Genomic DNA, 18262 nt, shown 5'->3' on the forward strand with positions numbered 1-18262 from the left:
CGCCCGAACAGATATCCCGATTCCAGCAAGGCCATTCCATGTCAGATAACAAACCCAGCAAACCGAGCAAGCCGTCCGGCAAGCCGCAAAGCCGTTACCCGGTCAACATGCCCGAAACGCCCTTCCCGATGCGCGGCGACCTCGCCAAGCGCGAGCCGCAATGGGTCAAGCAGTGGCAGGAGCGCCGCGTCTACCAGAAGATCCGCGAAGCCTCGCGCGGCCGCGAGAAATTCATCCTGCACGATGGCCCGCCGTATGCGAACGGCGACATCCACATCGGCCACGCGGTCAACAAGATCCTGAAGGACATGATCGTCAAGGCGCGCCAGCTGGCAGGCTTCGACGCGCAGTACGTGCCAGGCTGGGACTGCCACGGCATGCCGATCGAGATCCAGATCGAGAAGCAGTACGGCAAGGGCCTGCCGACCGCCGAGGTGCTGGAAAAGTCGCGCGCCTACGCAGCCGAGCAGATCGAACGCCAGAAGAAGGATTTCATCCGGCTGGGCGTGCTGGGCGAATGGGACAACCCCTACCAGACCATGAACTTCAGCAATGAAGCCGACGAGATCCGCGCGCTGGGCGCCATCCTGGAGAAGGGCTACGTCTACCGCGGCCTGAAGCCGGTCAACTGGTGCTTCGACTGCGGCTCGGCGCTGGCCGAGGCCGAGGTGGAATACCAGGACAAGCGCGACCCGGCGATCGACGTCGGCTTCGCCTTCGCCCAGCACGAGCGGCTGGCCACCGCCTTCAACCTGGCCGCGCTGCCGACCGAACGCGGCTACGCGGTGATCTGGACTACCACGCCGTGGACCATCCCGGCCAACCAGGCGCTGAACGTGCACCCGGAATTCAGCTATGCGCTGGTGCAGACCGAGCGCAACGGCGAGCCGCTGCTGCTGATCCTGGCCGAAGACCTGGTCACCGCCTGCCTGCAGCGCTACGGCCTGGAAGGCCGCGTCATCGCCACCTGCGCCGGCGCAGCGCTGTCCGGCATCGCCTTCCGCCATCCGCTGGCCAGCGCCGACGCCGGCTACGACCGGCTGTCGCCGATCTACCTGGGCGACTACGTGACGCTGGACACCGGCACCGGCATCGTCCACTCGTCCCCGGCCTATGGCGTCGACGACTTTATCTCGTGCAAGGCGCACGGCATGAAGGACGACGACATCCTGAACCCGGTGATGGGCGACGGCCGCTATGCCTCCTGGCTGCCGCTGTTCGGCGGCATGACGATCTGGGAAGCGTCCAAGCCGATCTGCGGCGCGCTGGAAGCGACCGGATCGCTGTTCAAGCTGGTGATGTTCGACCACAGCTACATGCACTGCTGGCGCCACAAGACGCCCATCATCTACCGCGCGACCTCGCAATGGTTCGCCGGCATGGACGTGCCGCCGAAAGACGGCGGCGAAACCCTGCGCGACGCCGCGCTGCGCGGCATCGAGGAAACCGCGTTCTACCCGAGCTGGGGCAAGGCCCGCCTGCACGGCATGATAGCCAACCGGCCGGACTGGACGCTGTCGCGCCAGCGCCAGTGGGGCGTGCCGATGGCCTTCTTCGTCCACAAGGAGAGCGGCCAGCTGCATCCGAAAACGCCCGAGCTGCTCGAAGCGGTGGCGAAGCTGGTCGAGCAGCACGGCATCGAAGCCTGGCATGCGCTCGACCCGCGCGACCTGCTGGGCAGCGACGCCGACCAGTACCAGAAGAACCGCGACACGCTGGACGTCTGGTTCGACTCCGGCACCACGCACCAGACCGTGCTGCGCGGCTCGCATGCGCAGCAGTCGCATTTCCCGGCCGACCTCTATCTCGAAGGCTCGGACCAGCATCGCGGCTGGTTCCATTCGTCGCTGCTGACCTCGTCGATGCTCAATGGCCGGCCGCCCTACAAGGCGCTGCTGACGCACGGCTTCGTTGTCGACGGCGAAGGCAAGAAGATGTCCAAGTCCAAGGGCAACGTGGTCGCGCCGCAAAAGGTGTCGGACTCGCTGGGCGCCGAGATCCTGCGGCTGTGGGTCGCCGCCACCGACTACTCGGGCGAGCTGTCGATCTCGGACGAGATCCTGAAGCGGGTGGTGGAAAGCTACCGCCGCATCCGCAACACGCTGCGCTTCCTGCTGGCCAACACCTCGGACTTCGACCCGGCGCTGCATGCGGTGCCCGTGGCCGAGCTGCTGGAGGTCGACCGCTATGCGCTGGCCCGGATGCAGCAGCTGCAGGACGAGATCCTGGCGCACCTGCAGGCCTACGAATTCCACCCGGTGACCGGCAAGCTGCAGATGTACTGTTCGGAAGACCTGGGCGGCTTCTACCTCGACATCCTGAAGGACAGGCTCTACACCGCCGGCGCCGATTCGCAGATCCGGCGCTCCGCGCAGACCGCGATCTGGCACATCACGCATGCGCTGCTGCGGCTGATGGCGCCCATCCTGTCCTTCACCGCGGAAGAAGCCTGGGCCAGTTTCGCCAGCCCGGAAACCTATGCGGCAAGCGGCGAGACCATCTTCACCCAGACCTTCCATCTGCTGCCGCAGGTCGAGGGCCATGCGGCGCTGCTGGACAAGTACAGCCGCATCCGCGAGGTGCGCGCCGACGTCACCAAGGAACTGGAGGAAGTGCGGGTGTCCGGCGCGATCGGCTCGTCGCTGCAGGCCGAAGTCGAGATCCATGCGAGCGGCGAACGCCGGGCCTTGCTGGAAAGCCTGGGCGACGACCTGAAGTTCGTGCTGATCACCTCCGCCGCCCGCGTCACCGGGGCGGCGGACGGCGCCGACAGCGTGAAGGTCATCGCGTCGGACGCCGAGAAATGCGAACGCTGCTGGCACTACCGCAAGGATGTCGGCGCCGATGCGCGCTATCCCGGCATCTGCGCGCGCTGCGTGAGCAACCTTTACGGCCAGGGCGAAGCGCGCCGCTATGCCTGACCCTCTGAGCCAGCATGGGCGGGGCCGGCAGGCCGGCTCCGCCTTCCTCCATAACCCGTAGCGCATCCGACAAGCTTTATGGCCACCGCAAAGAAAACCGCCTTCACGCCCAAACCCGCCGCCAGCATCACCCAGTGGCTCTGCATCGCCGCGCTGGTGATGCTGCTCGACCAGCTGACCAAGATCATGGTCATGCAGATGTTCACCTATGGACAGAGCAAGCCCGTGACCTCGTTTTTCAACCTGGTGCTGGCCTATAACAAGGGCGCGGCTTTCAGCTTCCTAGCGGCCGAGGGCGGCTGGCAGCGCTACCTGTTTTCCGCGATCGCGGTGGCTGCCGCCATCTTCATCGTCTACCTGCTCAAGCGCCACGCCGGCCAGCGCCTGTTCTGCTGGGCGCTGTCGCTGGTGCTGGGCGGCGCGATCGGCAACCTGATCGACCGCATCGCCTACGGCCACGTGATCGACTTCCTCGATTTCCACGTCGCCGGCTGGCACTGGCCGGCCTTCAATGTCGCCGACAGCGCCATCTGCATCGGCGCGGCGATGTTCATCATCGACGAACTGCGCCGGGTCAACCGCTAGGCGCGGCGCCTACATCAGCACGGAGCAAGAGCATGGATCTCGACGGCAGGAAAATCGTTCTCGGCCTGACTGGCGGCGTCGCCTGCTACAAGTCGGCCGAACTCACCCGCGCGCTGGTCAAGGCCGGCGCCTCGGTGCAGGTGGTCATGACCGAGGCGGCCACGCATTTCATCACGCCGGTGACGATGCAGGCGCTATCGGGCAAGCCGGTCCATGTCGACCAGTGGGATGCGCGCATTCCCAACAACATGGCGCATATCGACCTGACGCGCGACGCCGACGCCATCGTCATTGCGCCATGCTCGGCCGATTTCATGGCCAAGCTGGCGCACGGCGCCTGCGACGACCTGCTGTCGACGCTGTGCGTGGCGCGCCCGGCGACGCTGCCGCTGATGGTGGCGCCGGCGATGAATGTCGAGATGTGGCAGAACCCGGCGACCCGGCGCAATGCCGCCACCCTGCGCGGCGACGGCATCGCCCTCCTCGGCCCGGCCGCCGGCGAGCAGGCCTGCGGCGAGGTCGGCATGGGCCGGGTGCTGGAGCCGGAACAGCTGCTGGAGGAAATCATCGCGTCCTTCATCGGCAAGTCGCTGGCCGGCAGGCGGGTGCTGATCACCGCCGGCCCGACCTTCGAGCCGATCGACCCGGTGCGCGGCATCACCAACCTGTCGTCGGGCAAGATGGGCTATGCGCTGGCCCGCGCCGCGCGCGAAGCCGGCGCCGACGTGCTGCTGGTCTCCGGCCCGACCGCCCTGGCCGCGCCGTATGGCGTGCGCCGCGTCGATGTCCAGACCGCGCAGCAGATGTATGACGCGGTGATGTCCCAGGTCGCCGGCCAGGACGTGTTCATCGCGGTGGCCGCGGTCGCCGACTGGCGCGTGGCCAACGCTAGCAGCCATAAGCTGAAGAAGGATGCCGGCGGCGCGATGCCGGCGCTGGTCTTCGAGCAGAATCCGGACATCCTGGCCTCGGTTGCCGCTTTGGCAAATAAGCCGTATTGTGTCGGCTTCGCCGCCGAATCGGGCAACCTGCTCGAGTTCGGCCGCGCCAAGCGCGAGAAGAAAGGCATCCCGCTCCTGGTCGGCAATATCGGCCCGGACACCTTCGGCAGCGACCGCAACGAACTGGTGCTGTTCGACCAGAACGGCCATGCCGCATTACCCGCAGCGGGCAAGCTGGATCTCGCAAGACAGTTGATCCGTGAAATCGCCAGCCGGCTGCGCGCCTGAAGCAGCGCCAGCGTTCGATGGCTGCCGGTTTCACCACCACCGACAAAGCCATGAAAAAAATCGACGTCAAGGTACTTGATCCCCGCATGAAGGAACTGCTGCCCGCCTATGCCACCGCGGGCAGTGCCGGCCTGGACCTGCGCGCCGCCATCCGCGAGCCGCTGACCATCGCACCCGGCAGCACCCACCTGGTGCCGACCGGCCTCGCCATCCATATCGCCGATCCGGCCTATGCGGCGATGATCCTGCCGCGCAGCGGCATGGGCCACAAGCACGGCATCGTGCTCGGGAACCTGATTGGCCTGATCGACTCGGACTACCAGGGCGAACTGATGATCTCCACCTGGAACCGCGGCCAGACCGAATTCACGCTGCAGCCGATGGACAGGCTGGCGCAGCTGGTCATCGTCCCCGTGCTCCAGGTCGAACTGAACGTGGTGGAAGAATTCGGCGCCAGCGACCGCGGCGCCGGCGGCTTTGGCAGCACCGGAAAACATTGAGGGAGCCAACATGCATCGAATGACCAACACCGTAATTTCCCACCTGCGTCACGGCCGGCGGCTGGCGCTGCTGCCGATTGCCTTCCTTGCCGCCTGCGCCAGCAACGTGCCGCTGAACACGCCGGCGGTCCCGCCGCTGTCGGCGCCCGCGTCGCCGGCGGCGCCTACGGTCGCCGTGCCGGCGGCGCCGACGCCGCAGCAGCTCATGCTGCGCGATATCGTCGCCCAGCAGGACAGGCTGTACCGCGTCGCTGCGCCGCTGCTGGTCAACAACACCGATCTGTGCAAGGGCAATGCGCGCAACCTGCTCGGCTTTACCGCGAAGAACAAGTACTCGTTTTCCGACGAGCTCAGCGAAGCGGCGCAGCAGGCATACGGCATGGACGACAGGCTGCAGGTGATGGGCGTGCTGGCCGGCAGCGGTGCCGCACGCGCCGGCATCCGTGTCGGCGACAAGCTCGACATGGTCGAAGGCAAGCCGGTTCCGCCGGGCGTCGACGCCGAACGGCAGGCCGCGACCATGCTGGCGCCATTGATCACGCGCGGCGCGTCGGCCAGGCTGACCATGCTGCGCAACGGCATGCCGGTGCAGGTCAACGTGCCGTTCACCCGCGCCTGCGCATACAGCATCGAGCTCGGCAACGCCGACAACGTGACTGCCTACAATGACGGCCGGCGCGTGCTGATCACGCGCGGCATGATGAACTTCGCGGCCAACGACAATGAACTGGCCTATGTGCTGGCCAAGGAAATGGCCCATAACTCGCTGAACCATGCGCGCGTGCAGCGCACCACCGCGACTGCCGGAGCGATCATCGACAACCTGATCCGCATCCGTCCCGACATGTCGGCGATGTCCGGCCTGTCCGGCATGAAGCCGATGCCGCAGACAATGGATGCCGCTTCCGACACGCTATCGCTGTACATGGTGGCCCGCGCCGGCTACGACATCGACGCTGCGCCGCGTTTCTGGGAGCGCCTGGCATCCCAGTACCCGCCAAGTGCGCTGAACGGCTATACGGCGCTGCATCCGGCCACTTCCTACCGGCTGTCGGTGATGGACAAGATCATCGTCGACGTCAAGGGCAAGAGGGACCGGCGGCAGCCGCTGCTGCCGTAGGCGAAAACCGGCTGGTCGCCTGCCTGGTGGGACAGGCGACGCGCAGTGGGGCCGCCTGCGGCGGGATGAAGACGACGATTGATCCGCAATCGCGCCGCGCCCGCGGCGCGGCCAATCGAACTGCCCAGACCCGGCCGAAGGCCAAAAAAAAGCCCGGACTGTTTCCAGTCCGGGCTTTTTGACGATACAGCCGCTTATTCGACTTCGACCGCTTCCGGCGTCGATGCCGCCGGGGGCACGTCGCCCTCGGTGAACTCGAGCTTGATCTGGTCGTTTTCGTCGAGATCCACGGTGACACGGCCGCCTTCCACCAGCTTGCCGAACAACAGTTCGTCGGCCAGCGCCTTGCGGATCATGTCCTGGATCAGCCGCGACATCGGTCGCGCGCCCATCAGCGGATCGAATCCCTTGCGCGCCAGGAACTTGCGCAGGTTTTCCGAGAACACCGCCTCGACCTTCTTCTCATGCAGCTGCTCTTCCAGCTGCATCAGGAACTTGTCGACCACGCGCAGGATGATTTCCTCGTCCAGCGCACGGAAGCTGATGGTTGCATCGAGACGGTTGCGGAACTCGGGCGTGAACATCCGCTTGATATCCGCCATCTCGTCGCCGGCTTCCTTCTTGTCGGTGAAACCGATCGAACGCTTCTGCAGGCTTTCCGCGCCGGCATTGGTCGTCATGATGATGATGACGTTGCGGAAGTCCGCCTTGCGGCCGTTGTTGTCGGTCAGCGTTCCATGGTCCATCACCTGCAGCAGGATATTGAAGATATCCGGATGCGCCTTCTCGATCTCGTCGAGCAGCAGCACCGCATGCGGCTTCTTGGTGATCGCCTCGGTCAGCAAGCCGCCCTGGTCGAAACCGACGTAGCCCGGGGGCGCGCCGATCAGCCGGCTCACCGCATGGCGCTCCATGTACTCGGACATGTCGAAGCGGATCAGCTCGATGCCCAGGATGAAGGCCAGCTGCTTCGCCACCTCGGTCTTGCCGACACCGGTCGGGCCGGAGAACAGGAAGGAGCCGATCGGCTTGTCGGTCTTGCCCAGGCCGGCGCGCGCCATCTTGATGGCCGACGCGAGCGCCTCGATGGCCGGATCCTGGCCAAACACCACGTTTTTCAGGTCGCGGTCTATGGTCTGCAGCTTGGTCCGGTCGTCCTGGTTGACCGACTGCGGTGGAATCCGCGCGATCTTCGAGATGATGTCCTCGATGTCCGACTTGCCGATGGTCTTCTTCTGCTTCGACTTTGGCAGGATGCGCTGCGCTGCGCCCGCCTCGTCGATCACGTCGATCGCCTTGTCCGGCAGATGCCGGTCGTTGATGAAGCGCGCCGCCAGTTCAGCCGCCGAGGTCAGCGCGGACGCCGAGTACTTGACGCCGTGATGCTCCTCGAAACGCGACTTCAGCCCGCGCAGGATCTGTATGGTCTGCTCGACCGTCGGCTCGTTGACGTCGATCTTCTGGAACCGGCGCGACAGCGCATGGTCCTTCTCGAACACGCCGCGGAACTCGGTGTAGGTCGTCGCGCCGATGCATTTCAGCTGGCCGCTGGACAGGGCCGGCTTGAGCAGGTTGGACGCGTCCAGCGTGCCGCCCGACGCCGAGCCGGCACCGATGATGGTGTGGATCTCGTCGACGAACAGGATGCCGTTCGGGTTGTCCTTCAACTGCTTCAGCACGGATTTCAGCCGCTGCTCGAAGTCGCCGCGGTACTTGGTGCCGGCCAGCAGCGCGCCCATGTCGAGGGAATAGACCACGGCATTCTGCAGGATTTCCGGCACTTCGCCCTGGACCACCCGCCAGGCCAGGCCCTCGGCGATCGCGGTCTTGCCGACGCCAGCCTCGCCCACCAGCAGCGGGTTGTTCTTGCGGCGACGGCACAGGGTCTGGATCACGCGCTCGACTTCGGCTTCGCGGCCGATCAAAGGATCGATCTTGCCTTCCGCGGCCAGCTTGTTGAGGTTGGACGTGAACTGGTCCAGGGGGCTTTCCTTCTGCTGGGCTTCGGTCGCTGTTTCTTCCGAACCTTCCGGCGCTTTCTGCGGGTCGGTCTGGTTGTCCTTGCGAACGCCATGCGAAATGAAATTCACCACATCGAGGCGGGTCACGCCCTGCTGGTGCAGGTAATACACCGCGTGCGAGTCCTTTTCGCCGAAGATCGCCACCAGCACATTCGCGCCGGTGACTTCCTTCTTGCCGTTGGATGCGGACTGCACGTGCATGATTGCGCGCTGGATCACCCGCTGGAAACCAAGCGTAGGCTGGGTATCAACCTCGCTCGAGCCAGGGACGGTCGGCGTATTATCATTAATAAAATTTGTCAGCGTCTTGCGCAGGTCTTCGATGTTGACCGCGCAGGCCCGCATCACTTCCGCAGCTGACGGATTATCGAGCAGTGCCAGCAGCAGGTGCTCTACCGTAATAAATTCGTGCCGGGCCTGTCGGGCCTCGACAAAAGCCATGTGCAAACTTACTTCCAATTCCTGAGCAATCATGCTTCCTCCATCACGCATTGCAGGGGATGCCCCGCCTTGCGCGCGTGCGTTAAAACCAGTTCCACTTTAGTGCTGGCGATATCTTTCGGATATACGCCACACATGCCTTTACCATCCCGATGAACCTTGAGCATGATTTGCGTCGCCGTTTCACGATCCTTGTTGAAGTACTCCTGGATGATCGCCACGACAAATTCCATGGGTGTGTAATCGTCGTTCAACAATAATACTTGATACATCGGCGGCGGTTGGAGCTTTTCCTGCTGCTCCTTGCGCTCTATAACAGTATCGTTTTGGTCCTTGGTTGCCATGCGTTTATTCTACTGCCTTCATATTGGCTCCCATCCGGCGAAGCCAGCGGTCGTTAAGTGTGTTCATCGATATTACGCCCTTTCTGCATAGTGCGCAGATGACGATGGAATGCTTGAAATCAAGGGAAGTTTGCGCGAGTTTTGAAGATTTTGCCTGAATGACAATTTAGTTGACAATTTTAAAATTTCGTCGAACAATGCAGATCATCAATTAATGCAGGGATGCATTAATGGTGGAAGGAGAGCAAGTTATAAGAGGGGGCAAAGCTGTGCAAAGCTTCTCGCTTTTACGGCTCGTGTGATTGGTTCTTAGATGAAAGACGCTTTCATGGCAACTGGTACCGTTAAATGGTTCAACGACTCCAAGGGTTTTGGCTTCATCACTCCTGACGACGGCGGCGAAGATCTGTTCGCGCACTTTTCCGCCATCAACATGAGTGGCTTCAAGACGCTCAAAGAGGGTCAAAAAGTCAATTTCGATGTCACGCAAGGCCCGAAAGGCAAGCAGGCTTCAAATATCCAGTCGGCTTCCTGACGAGACCGGAGCGCACTGCAAAAATCCCCGCACTGCGGGGATTTTTTTATGGCGGCGCCCCGGCGCATAAAAAAAGCCGGACAGCGTCCGGCTTTCGTTTTGCGACAGCGGCAGTTACATGTTTTCGATCATCACTTCGCCGAAGCCCGAGCACGATACCTGGCTCGCGCCTTCCATCAGGCGGGCGAAGTCATAGGTGACCTTCTTCGAGGTGATCGACTTTTCCATCGACGAGATGATCAGGTCGGCCGCTTCGATCCAGCCCATGTGACGCAGCATCATTTCCGCGGACAGGATCAGCGAACCCGGATTGACGTAGTCCTTGCCCGCATACTTGGGCGCGGTGCCGTGGGTCGCTTCGAACATCGCAACCGAGTCGGACAGGTTTGCGCCCGGCGCGATGCCGATGCCGCCGACCTGGGCCGCCAGCGCGTCCGAAATATAGTCGCCGTTCAGGTTCAGCGTGGCGATCACGCTGTACTCGTTCGGGCGCAGCAGGATCTGCTGCAGGAAGGCGTCGGCGATCGAATCCTTGACGATGATTTCCTTGCCGGTCTTCGGATTCTTGAACTTGCACCATGGCCCGCCATCGATCAGTTCGGCGCCGAATTCCTTCTGTGCCAGCGCATAGGCCCAGTCACGGAAGCCACCCTCGGTGTACTTCATGATGTTGCCCTTGTGGACGATGGTCAGCGAAGGCTTGTCATTGTCGATGGTGTACTGCAGCGCCTTGCGCACCAGGCGCTCGGTGCCTTCGCGCGAGACCGGCTTGATGCCGATGCCCGACGTGTCCGGGAAGCGGATCTTCTTGACGCCCATTTCCTTGATCAGGAATTCGATCACTTTCTTGGCGCCGTCCGAGCCTTCCGCCCATTCGATGCCGGCGTAGATGTCTTCCGAGTTCTCGCGGAAGATCACCATGTCGGTCTTTTCAGGCTCGCGGACCGGCGAAGGCACGCCCTTGAAGTAGCGGACCGGGCGCAGGCAGACGTAGAGATCGAGTTCCTGGCGCAGCGCGACGTTGAGCGAACGGATGCCGCCGCCAACCGGGGTCGTCAGCGGGCCCTTGATGGACACCACGTAATCCTTCAGCACTTTCAGGGTTTCTTCAGGCAGCCAGACGTCGGGGCCGTAGACGCTGGTCGACTTTTCCCCGGCGAAGATTTCCATCCAGCTGATCTTGCGCTTGCCGCCGTATGCCTTGGCTACCGCTGCGTCGACAACCTTGATCATGACCGGGGAAATGTCCACGCCGGTGCCGTCGCCCTCGATGTAAGGGATGATCGGGTTGTCTGGTACGGTCAGCGAGAAATCGGCATTGACGGAAATCTTGCTGCCCTCGGCAGGTATTTGGATATGTTGAAACATCGTTGTCTCCGGAAGGAAGGCGGATGGAAAGAGTACATCGAATACGAAACCGGGTTAAGCAAAATGACGGACCGGCCCATTGCGGCTTGCTTATGGCTTATTCATGTCTTATATAAGACATAAGACGACGTTTCGTATTATGCACTAGAATTTTACCGTATGCCATCGTTTCGCAGTAGCGCGGCGGCGCGCCCGGCGCTTTCGGCAGGCGTCGGCCGGCGCGCACAGCCGGGACCGGCGGCGCCGTCGGTACAATAGGCAGCCGCCCGCTCCCGACGTTTCCATTCCATGCCGCTCATCCTGTTCAACAAGCCCTTCCAGGTGATGTGCCAGTTCTCGCCGCATCCCAGCCGGCCGACGCTGGCGGACCATATCGACGTGCCCGGCGTCTACCCCGCCGGCCGGCTCGACGCCGACAGCGAGGGACTGGTGCTGCTCACCGACGACGGCCGGCTGCAGCATGACATCAGCCATCCTCTGAAAAAGCTGGCGAAGACCTACCTGGCGCAGGTGGAGGGAACGGTCACGGAATCGGCGCTGGCCCGCTTGCGGGCGCCGCTGGACCTGGGCGATTTCACGACCCTGCCCTGCCAGGCGGTGCGGATCGAGGCGCCGGCCTGGCTGTGGCCGCGCACGCCGCCGATCCGCCAGCGCGCCGACATCCCGGCCGGCTGGCTGGCGCTGACGCTGACCGAAGGAAAGAACCGGCAGGTGCGGCGGATGACGGCCGCCGTCGGGCTGCCGACGCTCAGGCTGGTGCGCATCGCGATCGGACCGTATGCGCTGGCCAGCCATCCGCTGCTGCCCGGCGAATGGCAGGAAGTATCGCCGCTGGAAATGCGCTGATCAGGGCGTGACCAGCTTGATGTCGAACGCCCGCTCGACGAACCAGACCGACGCCAGCACCGCGATCAGGATGGACCCGCCCATCAGCAGGACGCGGCGGTAGAACCAGGTGCCGCGCAGGAAGTAGATCAGCGGCAGGAAACCGGCGACGATGGCCAGCTGACCGGTCTCGACGCCGACGTTGAAGCCGACCAGCGCGATCACCAGCGCATCCTGCGGCAGGCCGAGGTCGGTCAGCACGCTGGCGAAGCCGAAGCCGTGGATCAGGCCGAACAGGAACGCCATCACCCATCGCCGCTCGCGAAACAGCGGATAGACATTGTTGAGCGCGGCGATGATGACCGAGGCGGCGATCGTCGACTCGACCCATCGCGACGGCAGGCTGATCACGCCCAGCGTCGCCAGCGTGAGCGTGACCGAATGCGCGACGGTGAATGCGGTGACGATCCTGAGCACGGACCAGAAGGCGGGCCGGAATGCCGGTACGGCCTGCCAGCGCCCCGCCTCGCGCACGACGACCGCGGGCAGCAGCAGCGCCAGCAGGAACAGGATATGGTCGTAGCCTATCCAGATATGCCAGATGCCTTCGCGCAGGTAGTCGACAAACTGGCGAAGCCGGCTCGGCGCCTGCAGGGAAAATGTCTGGTCGGCCTGTTCCGGGCTGAATATCCCGGTGATCGACGCGCCGTGGTATTGCAGCCGGAGCAAGCCCTTGTGCTGCGGATCGATATCGAAAAACAATTTGTACCTGACCTGCACGCTGCCCGCGATCGCCGCACAGCTTGCCTGGAAGCGCAGCACCGCGTAGGCGCCGTCCGTATGGTCGTCGATCAGGTGCTCGGTCGCCCGCATCGGGCATGCCTGGCCGCCGGCGGACACCTGCAGCCGCGACAGCGCATAGGCGTCGATCTCCTTCTGCCGGGCCTGCACCTCGCCCCAGGTGATGGCGCCGTCGGCATTGGTATCCAGGCCGATCGCGAAATCGAGGTCGCGCAGCGCGATGTCCCATTGCCCCTCGACCTGGTTTTCCTCGACGGTCAGCGTCAGGTAGCTGTCGCTGGGCTTGTGCGCATTCGCCGGCAGGGAACAGAGGGAAGACAGCAAGCAGAGCAGAAACAGCAGGCGGCGCATCACTTGCGCACCTCGCGCAGCTTGGCGGCCAGGTCCTGCAGGCGCTTGTCCTCGATGCGGCTGTCTTTCAACCATTGCACGGCGGGCGCCGCCGCGGCCGGCGCCCTGGCGGCAAGCGCCGACTCCAGCAATATCCGGGCGTCGCGCGGCTCCTTCTGCACCTTCCAGTTTTCCTGCGCCAGGGGCAGCGCATTTTTCGCATCGTTATAGATTTCGAGACGGAAGCGCGCCTCTTCCTGCTGGTGCACGGTGTCGCCGCGCAACTGCGCCGCATGGTAGCGCGCCGCCAGCGTGGCCGCCCGGCTCTCGGCGGTGGGCAGTTTCATCTCGGTTTCCGCCAGCACCAGGCGCAGCAGCAGGCCGTCCGACGGCGTCTTGTCTTTCAGCATGGCGACCACTTCGCCATAGCGCTTGTGGTCCAGCAGGAAATCGGCATAGGCGGCGAGCAGGAAGGTGTCGGTGATGCCCAGGCCCACGGCCTGGCGGAAATAGGCTTCGGCCTGCAGCGCCCGGTCCTGGCGCTGCGCCATTTCGGCAAGGCGGATCAGGACCCACAGTTTCTCCGCGGCCGACGCGTCGGGATGGTGGGCCAGCGTATCGGCCAGCCGCTGGTGGGCGACGTCGAGCTTGCCGGTCAGGCCATCGACCATCGCTGCGCACCCGGTCGCAATCAGTTCGCTGGTGACCTCGCGCAGCGCGACGCAGTCGGCGCTGGCCTCGGCATAGCGCGCCTGCACGATATGGATCGTCGCCCGCAGCGCGCGTGCCTGCGCATTGCCCGGGTCACGCGCAAGCACGCTGGAAAGATCGCTCAACGCACCCGAGAAATTGTGGCTGAACTGCGCCAGCCCGGCGCGCAGCACCTGCACCTCGACCGGCGGCTCGGGCGCATTCCACCAGGGCGCCAGCGCCGCCTGCGCATAGCCGAGGTAGCGGGGGTCGCCCTCCTCCCCGACCATTTCGTAATACCGCCGCGCCAGCGCCGTCGCGACCCCGACATTGTTCGGGTCGGCGCGCAGCTGACTGCGCAGCTGCTGCATTTCACGCGCGACCGGATCGTTCGGGCGCAGCGGCAGGCGCTCCAGAACCTGGTCGTCCGATTTCGGCAGGTAGGGCGCGGCCTGCGCTGCGAAGCCGGATGCCGCCAACAGCAATACAGCGGGGTGCAGGAAAGTTGGCAGGATGCGCGGCATGGTTTAACGGCGGGAAATTATGAGCCATGCATGATAGCAAGCCCAACCAGGGTCGCAATGCCCTGGAAATTTTAATTATTTTCCTGGCGTCCACTAATTATTTGTCAACCTGCCTGCCGCTTGCTCGTTACTGGCAGTGATTCGAAAGAATCGCCTGGAAATCAACTACATTGCCGAATTGAAGGAATGAAAATGAAAAAACTGATCGCTGCCCTCGTCGCTGGCCTGTTCTCCCTTTCCGCTTTCGCTGCGGCACACACCGCTGCACCGGCAGCTCCGGCAACGCCGGCTGCACCGGCAGCCGCTGCAGCCCCGGCCGCTCCTGCCGCAGCAGCACCGACCACCAAGAAGGCCAAAAAAGCCAAGAAGGCAAAGAAAGCCAAGGCAATGAACTCGACCGCCGCCAAGTAATTCCGGTTTGCAGCACACCGAAGGGCAGATTTCATCTGCCCTTTTTTCGTTTACACTTCCAGCCATGAAAATTCCACCGCTGTCACACGCCGCTTTCGCGCTGCTATGCCTGTCGACGATCCAGGCCCATGCGGAAGACAAATTTCCCGTCGTCCCGCTTACGGCCGGCATGTATGTGATCCAGGCGGAAGTCGCCGCCACCGAGCCGCAGCGCCAGCAAGGGCTGATGTTCCGCGAAAAACTCGCGCCTAATTCCGGCATGGTTTTCCTGTTCGGCGAACCGGCCCAGGTATGCATGTGGATGAAGAACACGCTGATCCCGTTGTCCGTGGCATTTCTCGACGACAGTGGAAAAATCCTGAATATCGAGGAAATGCAGCCGCAAACGCTGAATTCCCATTGCGCGGCAGGGCGTGCCGCTTATGCGCTGGAGATGAACAAGGGCTGGTTTGCCCAGAAGAACATCAAGTCCGGGACCACGATCGCCGGGCTGCCGAAAGCGAAATAAGGCTTCTAGAACTCGGTGCCTGCATTTTCCTGATGCCGGAGGCAAGCGAAAAAACCCGCCAGGACGAATCCTGGCGGGTTTTTTCAATTCGACGCTGCTGCTAAACGCCTGTATTTCTCGCTAGCGCAACAAACGCCAAGGCTTCCGGCGCTTGCGCTACAAGGCTGACCGTCGGCCAGCCCGGCAAACTTAAGCCAGCGCCTTCAGCGCAGCCGACAGGCGGCTCTTGTGGCGTGCTGCCTTGTTCTTGTGGATGATTTTCTTGTCGGCGATACGATCGATGATCGAGATCGAGGACTGGAACACCTGGGCCGCTGCTAACTTGTCGCCGGCTTCGATTGCCTTGCGAACTGCCTTGACTGCGGTACGCAGCGTCGAGCGCTGGCTCGAGTTGTGTGCGTTTTGCTTGACTGCTTGACGAGCACGCTTGCGTGCTTGTGCGGTATTTGCCATGAAATTTCCTAAACGTGGTCGGTTGCGTTCGCAACACCTACCAGTTGCGAAACAAATTCAATACAGCCGCAGATTATAAACTGGATTGGCACTGCCGGTAAACAGCTTACTGACGCGGTCCGGAACAATACCGTTGCCTTGGCGTAGTTGCAACCCCCGAGCCGCTATAATGCCGCGCATGAATTTGCATAGAACCCTCGCCGCGGTCTCGGGCATGACCATGGTGTCCCGGGTAACCGGCCTGATCCGCGAGTTTCTGATTGCCCGCGCTTTTGGCGCCTCCTCCTATACCGACGCTTTCTTCATCGCCTTCCGCATACCGAACCTGCTGCGCCGCCTGTTTGCCGAAGGCGCGTTCTCGCAGGCCTTCGTGCCCATTCTCGCGGAGTACAAGAACCGGAAGGGCGACGAGGCGACCCGCACGCTGGTGGACCATGTCGCGACCATCCTGCTGTGGGCGCTGCTGCTGACCTGCGTGCTCGGCATCGTCGCGGCGCCCGCGGTGGTCTACCTGATGGCGACCGGCCTGAAGTCCGACCCGGATGCGTTCGCCGCGTCGGTCGTGATGACCCGCATCATGTTTCCGTACATCGTTTTCATGTCGCTGGTGGCGCTCGCAGGCGGCATCCTGAACACCTGGCGGCAATTCAAGGTCGCCGCATTCACGCCGGTCCTGCTGAACCTGAGCTTCATCGCCGCTTCCCTCTTCCTCGCGCCTTTCCTGAAGCAGCCGGTCTACGCGCTGGCGATTGCGGTCTTCGTCGGCGGCGTCCTGCAGCTGGCGATACAGATCCCGCCGCTGATCAAGATAGGGATGCTGCCCCGGCTGTCGCTGAACCCGCGCGCCGCCTTGTCCGACGCCGGCGTCAGGCGGGTCATGCGGCAGATGGTGCCGGCGACCTTCGCGGTATCGGTCGCGCAGATCAGCCTGATCGTCAACACGAATATCGCTTCCCACCTGCAGAACGGCAGCGTCTCCTGGCTCTCCTATGCCGACCGCCTGATGGAATTGCCGACCGGCCTGCTGGGCGTGGCGCTGGGCACCATTTTGCTGCCGAGCCTGGCCAAGGCCCATGCCGACCGCGACACCGTCGAATATTCATCGCTGCTGGACTGGGGCCTGCGCCTGACCTTCCTGCTGGCCCTGCCGGCCGCCGTCTCGCTCGCGTCGCTCTCTGAACCGATCACGACAACCTTGTTTCATTACGGCAAGTTCGATGCGCAATCCGTCGTGATGACCGGCCGGGCCCTGATCGCCTACGGCGTCGGGCTGATCGGGCTGATCGTCGTGAAGATCCTCGCCCCGGGGTTTTACGCGCGCCAGGACATCCGCACGCCGGTCAAAATCGCCGTCGGCGTCCTGATCGCGACCCAGTTGATGAACCTCGTGTTCGTTCCGTGGATCGCCCATGCCGGACTGGCATTGTCGATCGGACTGGGCGCCTGCCTGAATGCACTGTTCCTGTTCCTGGGATTGCGCAAGCGCGGGATCTACCAGGCAAGGCCGGGCTGGGCGAAGTTCTTCGGCCAGCTGGCAGGCGCGCTGTTCCTGTTGTCCGGCGTAACGATGTGGGTCGCCGGCCACTTCGACTGGATCGCGATGCAGGCCCACCCCTTCCTGCGGATGGGCGCATTGCTGCTGGTAATGGCGGTGGGCGCAGCAGTGTATTTCGGCGCGCTGGTGCTGACCGGTTTCCGGCTTGCCGACTTCAAGCGTATTGCGCGATAAGGTATCGCGCGCAGATTTCTGAAACGCGCGCGCCTGCCCGCGGTCACATCCCCATGCTTAAATCGCTCGATTACTTTAGTTCACTGGTCCAGCAGGATGAATCCATCCCGCTGTTCGAAGCCGCCCTGTCGATTGCGCAGGACATCGATCCGCAGCTGGACCTTGGCGCCACGCAGGTGGAAGTCGACACCATGGCGGCGCGGCTGGCCAAGCGGCTGCCGTCCGATGCCTCGCACGTGCAGAAGCTGCGCATGCTGAACCACTTCTTTTACCAGGAACTCGGTTTCGCGGGCAACGTGAATAATTATTACGACCCTGACAACAGCTACCTGAACTGCGTGCTCAGTTCGCGGCGCGGCATCCCGATCTCGCTGGCGCTGCTCTATATGGAGCTGGCGCACCAGGTCGGCCTGGAGGTGAAGGGCATTTCCTTTCCCGGCCATTTCCTGATGAAACTGTCGGTGCAGTCAGGCGAGATCGTGCTCGACCCGGTCAGCGGCGCAAGCCTGTCGCGCGAGGATCTCGAGGAACGGCTGGAGCCCTACCTTTCCCAGAATTCGGAGCGGGATGCGCCGCTTTCCGCCTATCTCCAGGAAGCCGAACCGCGCGAAATCCTGGTGCGCATGCTGCGCAACCTGAAATCGCTGTATTTCGAGCGAGCCGAATGGGAACTGGCGCTGGGCGTGCAGCAGCGGCTGGTGATCCTGCTGCCGGAAGACGTGGCCGAACGGCGCGACCGGGGAATGGCGTATGCGAACCTCGAATGCCCGCAAGCCGCGTTGAAAGACCTGGAGGATTACCTGGCAAGCAGGCCGCATGCGCAGGATGCGGGCATGCTGCGGGAGATGCTGCCGTCGCTGCGGGACGCGGCGGGACGGCTGAATTGAACTGAGCTGATTTGAATTGCACTGAAACTACCGGCTAGGG

17 protein-coding genes are annotated in these 18262 nt (G+C 63.2%); 11 read left to right on the forward strand and 6 right to left on the reverse strand.

Going from position 1 to position 18262, the window contains the following annotated elements; translation table 11 throughout:
• The first annotated feature begins 38 nt into the window (after positions 1-38).
• From ileS to QOL82_RS09170, 5 genes are all read left to right on the forward strand, one after another.
• Positions 39-2921 carry an isoleucine--tRNA ligase gene (gene ileS / locus QOL82_RS09150; protein WP_283441949.1) on the forward strand — a complete coding sequence of 961 codons (2883 nt, stop codon included), beginning with the start codon at positions 39-41 and terminating at the stop codon, positions 2919-2921.
• 78 nt (positions 2922-2999) lie between these two features.
• The gene (lspA, locus tag QOL82_RS09155; protein WP_283441950.1) at positions 3000-3506 is read left to right on the forward strand and encodes a signal peptidase II; all 507 of its coding nucleotides are present in this window, start codon (positions 3000-3002) and stop codon (positions 3504-3506) included.
• Positions 3507-3538: 32 nt separating this feature from the next.
• The gene (coaBC, locus tag QOL82_RS09160) at positions 3539-4735 is read left to right on the forward strand and encodes a bifunctional phosphopantothenoylcysteine decarboxylase/phosphopantothenate--cysteine ligase CoaBC (RefSeq protein WP_283441951.1); all 1197 of its coding nucleotides are present in this window, start codon (positions 3539-3541) and stop codon (positions 4733-4735) included.
• Positions 4736-4785: 50 nt separating this feature from the next.
• A complete protein-coding gene (gene dut, locus QOL82_RS09165) occupies positions 4786-5235 on the forward strand; it encodes a dUTP diphosphatase (protein WP_283441952.1) in 450 nt (149 codons plus the stop codon).
• 19 nt (positions 5236-5254) lie between these two features.
• On the forward strand, positions 5255-6355 hold the full coding sequence (locus QOL82_RS09170) for a M48 family metallopeptidase (protein WP_283441953.1): 1101 nt from the start codon (positions 5255-5257) through the stop codon (positions 6353-6355).
• 194 nt (positions 6356-6549) lie between these two features.
• On the opposite strand, the gene clpA is transcribed toward QOL82_RS09170, so the two are convergent.
• On the reverse strand, positions 6550-8850 hold the full coding sequence (gene clpA, locus QOL82_RS09175; RefSeq protein ID WP_283441954.1) for an ATP-dependent Clp protease ATP-binding subunit ClpA: 2301 nt from the start codon (positions 8848-8850) through the stop codon (positions 6550-6552).
• The gene (gene clpS / locus QOL82_RS09180; protein WP_194712279.1) at positions 8847-9161 is read right to left on the reverse strand and encodes an ATP-dependent Clp protease adapter ClpS; all 315 of its coding nucleotides are present in this window, start codon (positions 9159-9161) and stop codon (positions 8847-8849) included. Before clpS ends, clpA begins: the two co-directional genes overlap by 4 nt.
• Positions 9162-9489: 328 nt before the next feature.
• Here clpS and QOL82_RS09185 point away from each other — a divergent pair, with 328 nt between their 5' ends.
• The gene (locus QOL82_RS09185; RefSeq protein ID WP_217345357.1) at positions 9490-9696 is read left to right on the forward strand and encodes a cold-shock protein; all 207 of its coding nucleotides are present in this window, start codon (positions 9490-9492) and stop codon (positions 9694-9696) included.
• A 114-nt stretch (positions 9697-9810) separates the two neighbouring features.
• Here QOL82_RS09185 and icd read toward each other — a convergent pair whose 3' ends face one another.
• Complete coding sequence (gene icd, locus QOL82_RS09190) at positions 9811-11064, reverse strand: NADP-dependent isocitrate dehydrogenase (RefSeq protein WP_283441955.1); 1254 nt, start codon at positions 11062-11064, stop codon at positions 9811-9813.
• A 288-nt stretch (positions 11065-11352) separates the two neighbouring features.
• Between icd and QOL82_RS09195 the strand changes: the two genes are divergently transcribed.
• Positions 11353-11910, forward strand: a complete 558-nt coding sequence (locus QOL82_RS09195; RefSeq protein ID WP_283441956.1) for a pseudouridine synthase — start codon at positions 11353-11355, stop codon at positions 11908-11910.
• Here QOL82_RS09195 and QOL82_RS09200 read toward each other — a convergent pair whose 3' ends face one another.
• Together QOL82_RS09200 and QOL82_RS09205 are read right to left on the reverse strand one after the other, a co-directional pair.
• Positions 11911-13041: a HupE/UreJ family protein gene (locus QOL82_RS09200; protein ID WP_283442106.1), complete on the reverse strand. Its 1131-nt coding sequence runs from the start codon at positions 13039-13041 to the stop codon at positions 11911-11913.
• Positions 13041-14234: a tetratricopeptide repeat protein gene (locus QOL82_RS09205; RefSeq protein ID WP_283441957.1), complete on the reverse strand. Its 1194-nt coding sequence runs from the start codon at positions 14232-14234 to the stop codon at positions 13041-13043. Before QOL82_RS09205 ends, QOL82_RS09200 begins: the two co-directional genes overlap by 1 nt.
• A gap of 192 nt (positions 14235-14426) precedes the next feature.
• Here QOL82_RS09205 and QOL82_RS09210 point away from each other — a divergent pair, with 192 nt between their 5' ends.
• Together QOL82_RS09210 and QOL82_RS09215 are read left to right on the forward strand one after the other, a co-directional pair.
• Complete coding sequence (locus QOL82_RS09210; RefSeq protein WP_283441958.1) at positions 14427-14645, forward strand: hypothetical protein; 219 nt, start codon at positions 14427-14429, stop codon at positions 14643-14645.
• A gap of 64 nt (positions 14646-14709) precedes the next feature.
• Complete coding sequence (locus tag QOL82_RS09215; protein ID WP_283441959.1) at positions 14710-15153, forward strand: DUF192 domain-containing protein; 444 nt, start codon at positions 14710-14712, stop codon at positions 15151-15153.
• A 189-nt stretch (positions 15154-15342) separates the two neighbouring features.
• On the opposite strand, the gene rpsT is transcribed toward QOL82_RS09215, so the two are convergent.
• Complete coding sequence (gene rpsT / locus QOL82_RS09220) at positions 15343-15606, reverse strand: 30S ribosomal protein S20 (protein ID WP_283441960.1); 264 nt, start codon at positions 15604-15606, stop codon at positions 15343-15345.
• A gap of 178 nt (positions 15607-15784) precedes the next feature.
• Here rpsT and murJ point away from each other — a divergent pair, with 178 nt between their 5' ends.
• Both murJ and QOL82_RS09230 read left to right on the forward strand, forming a co-directional pair.
• Complete coding sequence (murJ, locus tag QOL82_RS09225) at positions 15785-17335, forward strand: murein biosynthesis integral membrane protein MurJ (RefSeq protein WP_283441961.1); 1551 nt, start codon at positions 15785-15787, stop codon at positions 17333-17335.
• A gap of 53 nt (positions 17336-17388) precedes the next feature.
• Positions 17389-18222 carry a SirB1 family protein gene (locus QOL82_RS09230; protein WP_283441962.1) on the forward strand — a complete coding sequence of 278 codons (834 nt, stop codon included), beginning with the start codon at positions 17389-17391 and terminating at the stop codon, positions 18220-18222.
• Positions 18223-18262 lie beyond the last annotated feature (40 nt).

The organism is Noviherbaspirillum suwonense (assembly GCF_900182955.1).
In the GTDB taxonomy this organism is placed as follows: domain Bacteria; phylum Pseudomonadota; class Gammaproteobacteria; order Burkholderiales; family Burkholderiaceae_D; genus Noviherbaspirillum_A; species Noviherbaspirillum_A suwonense.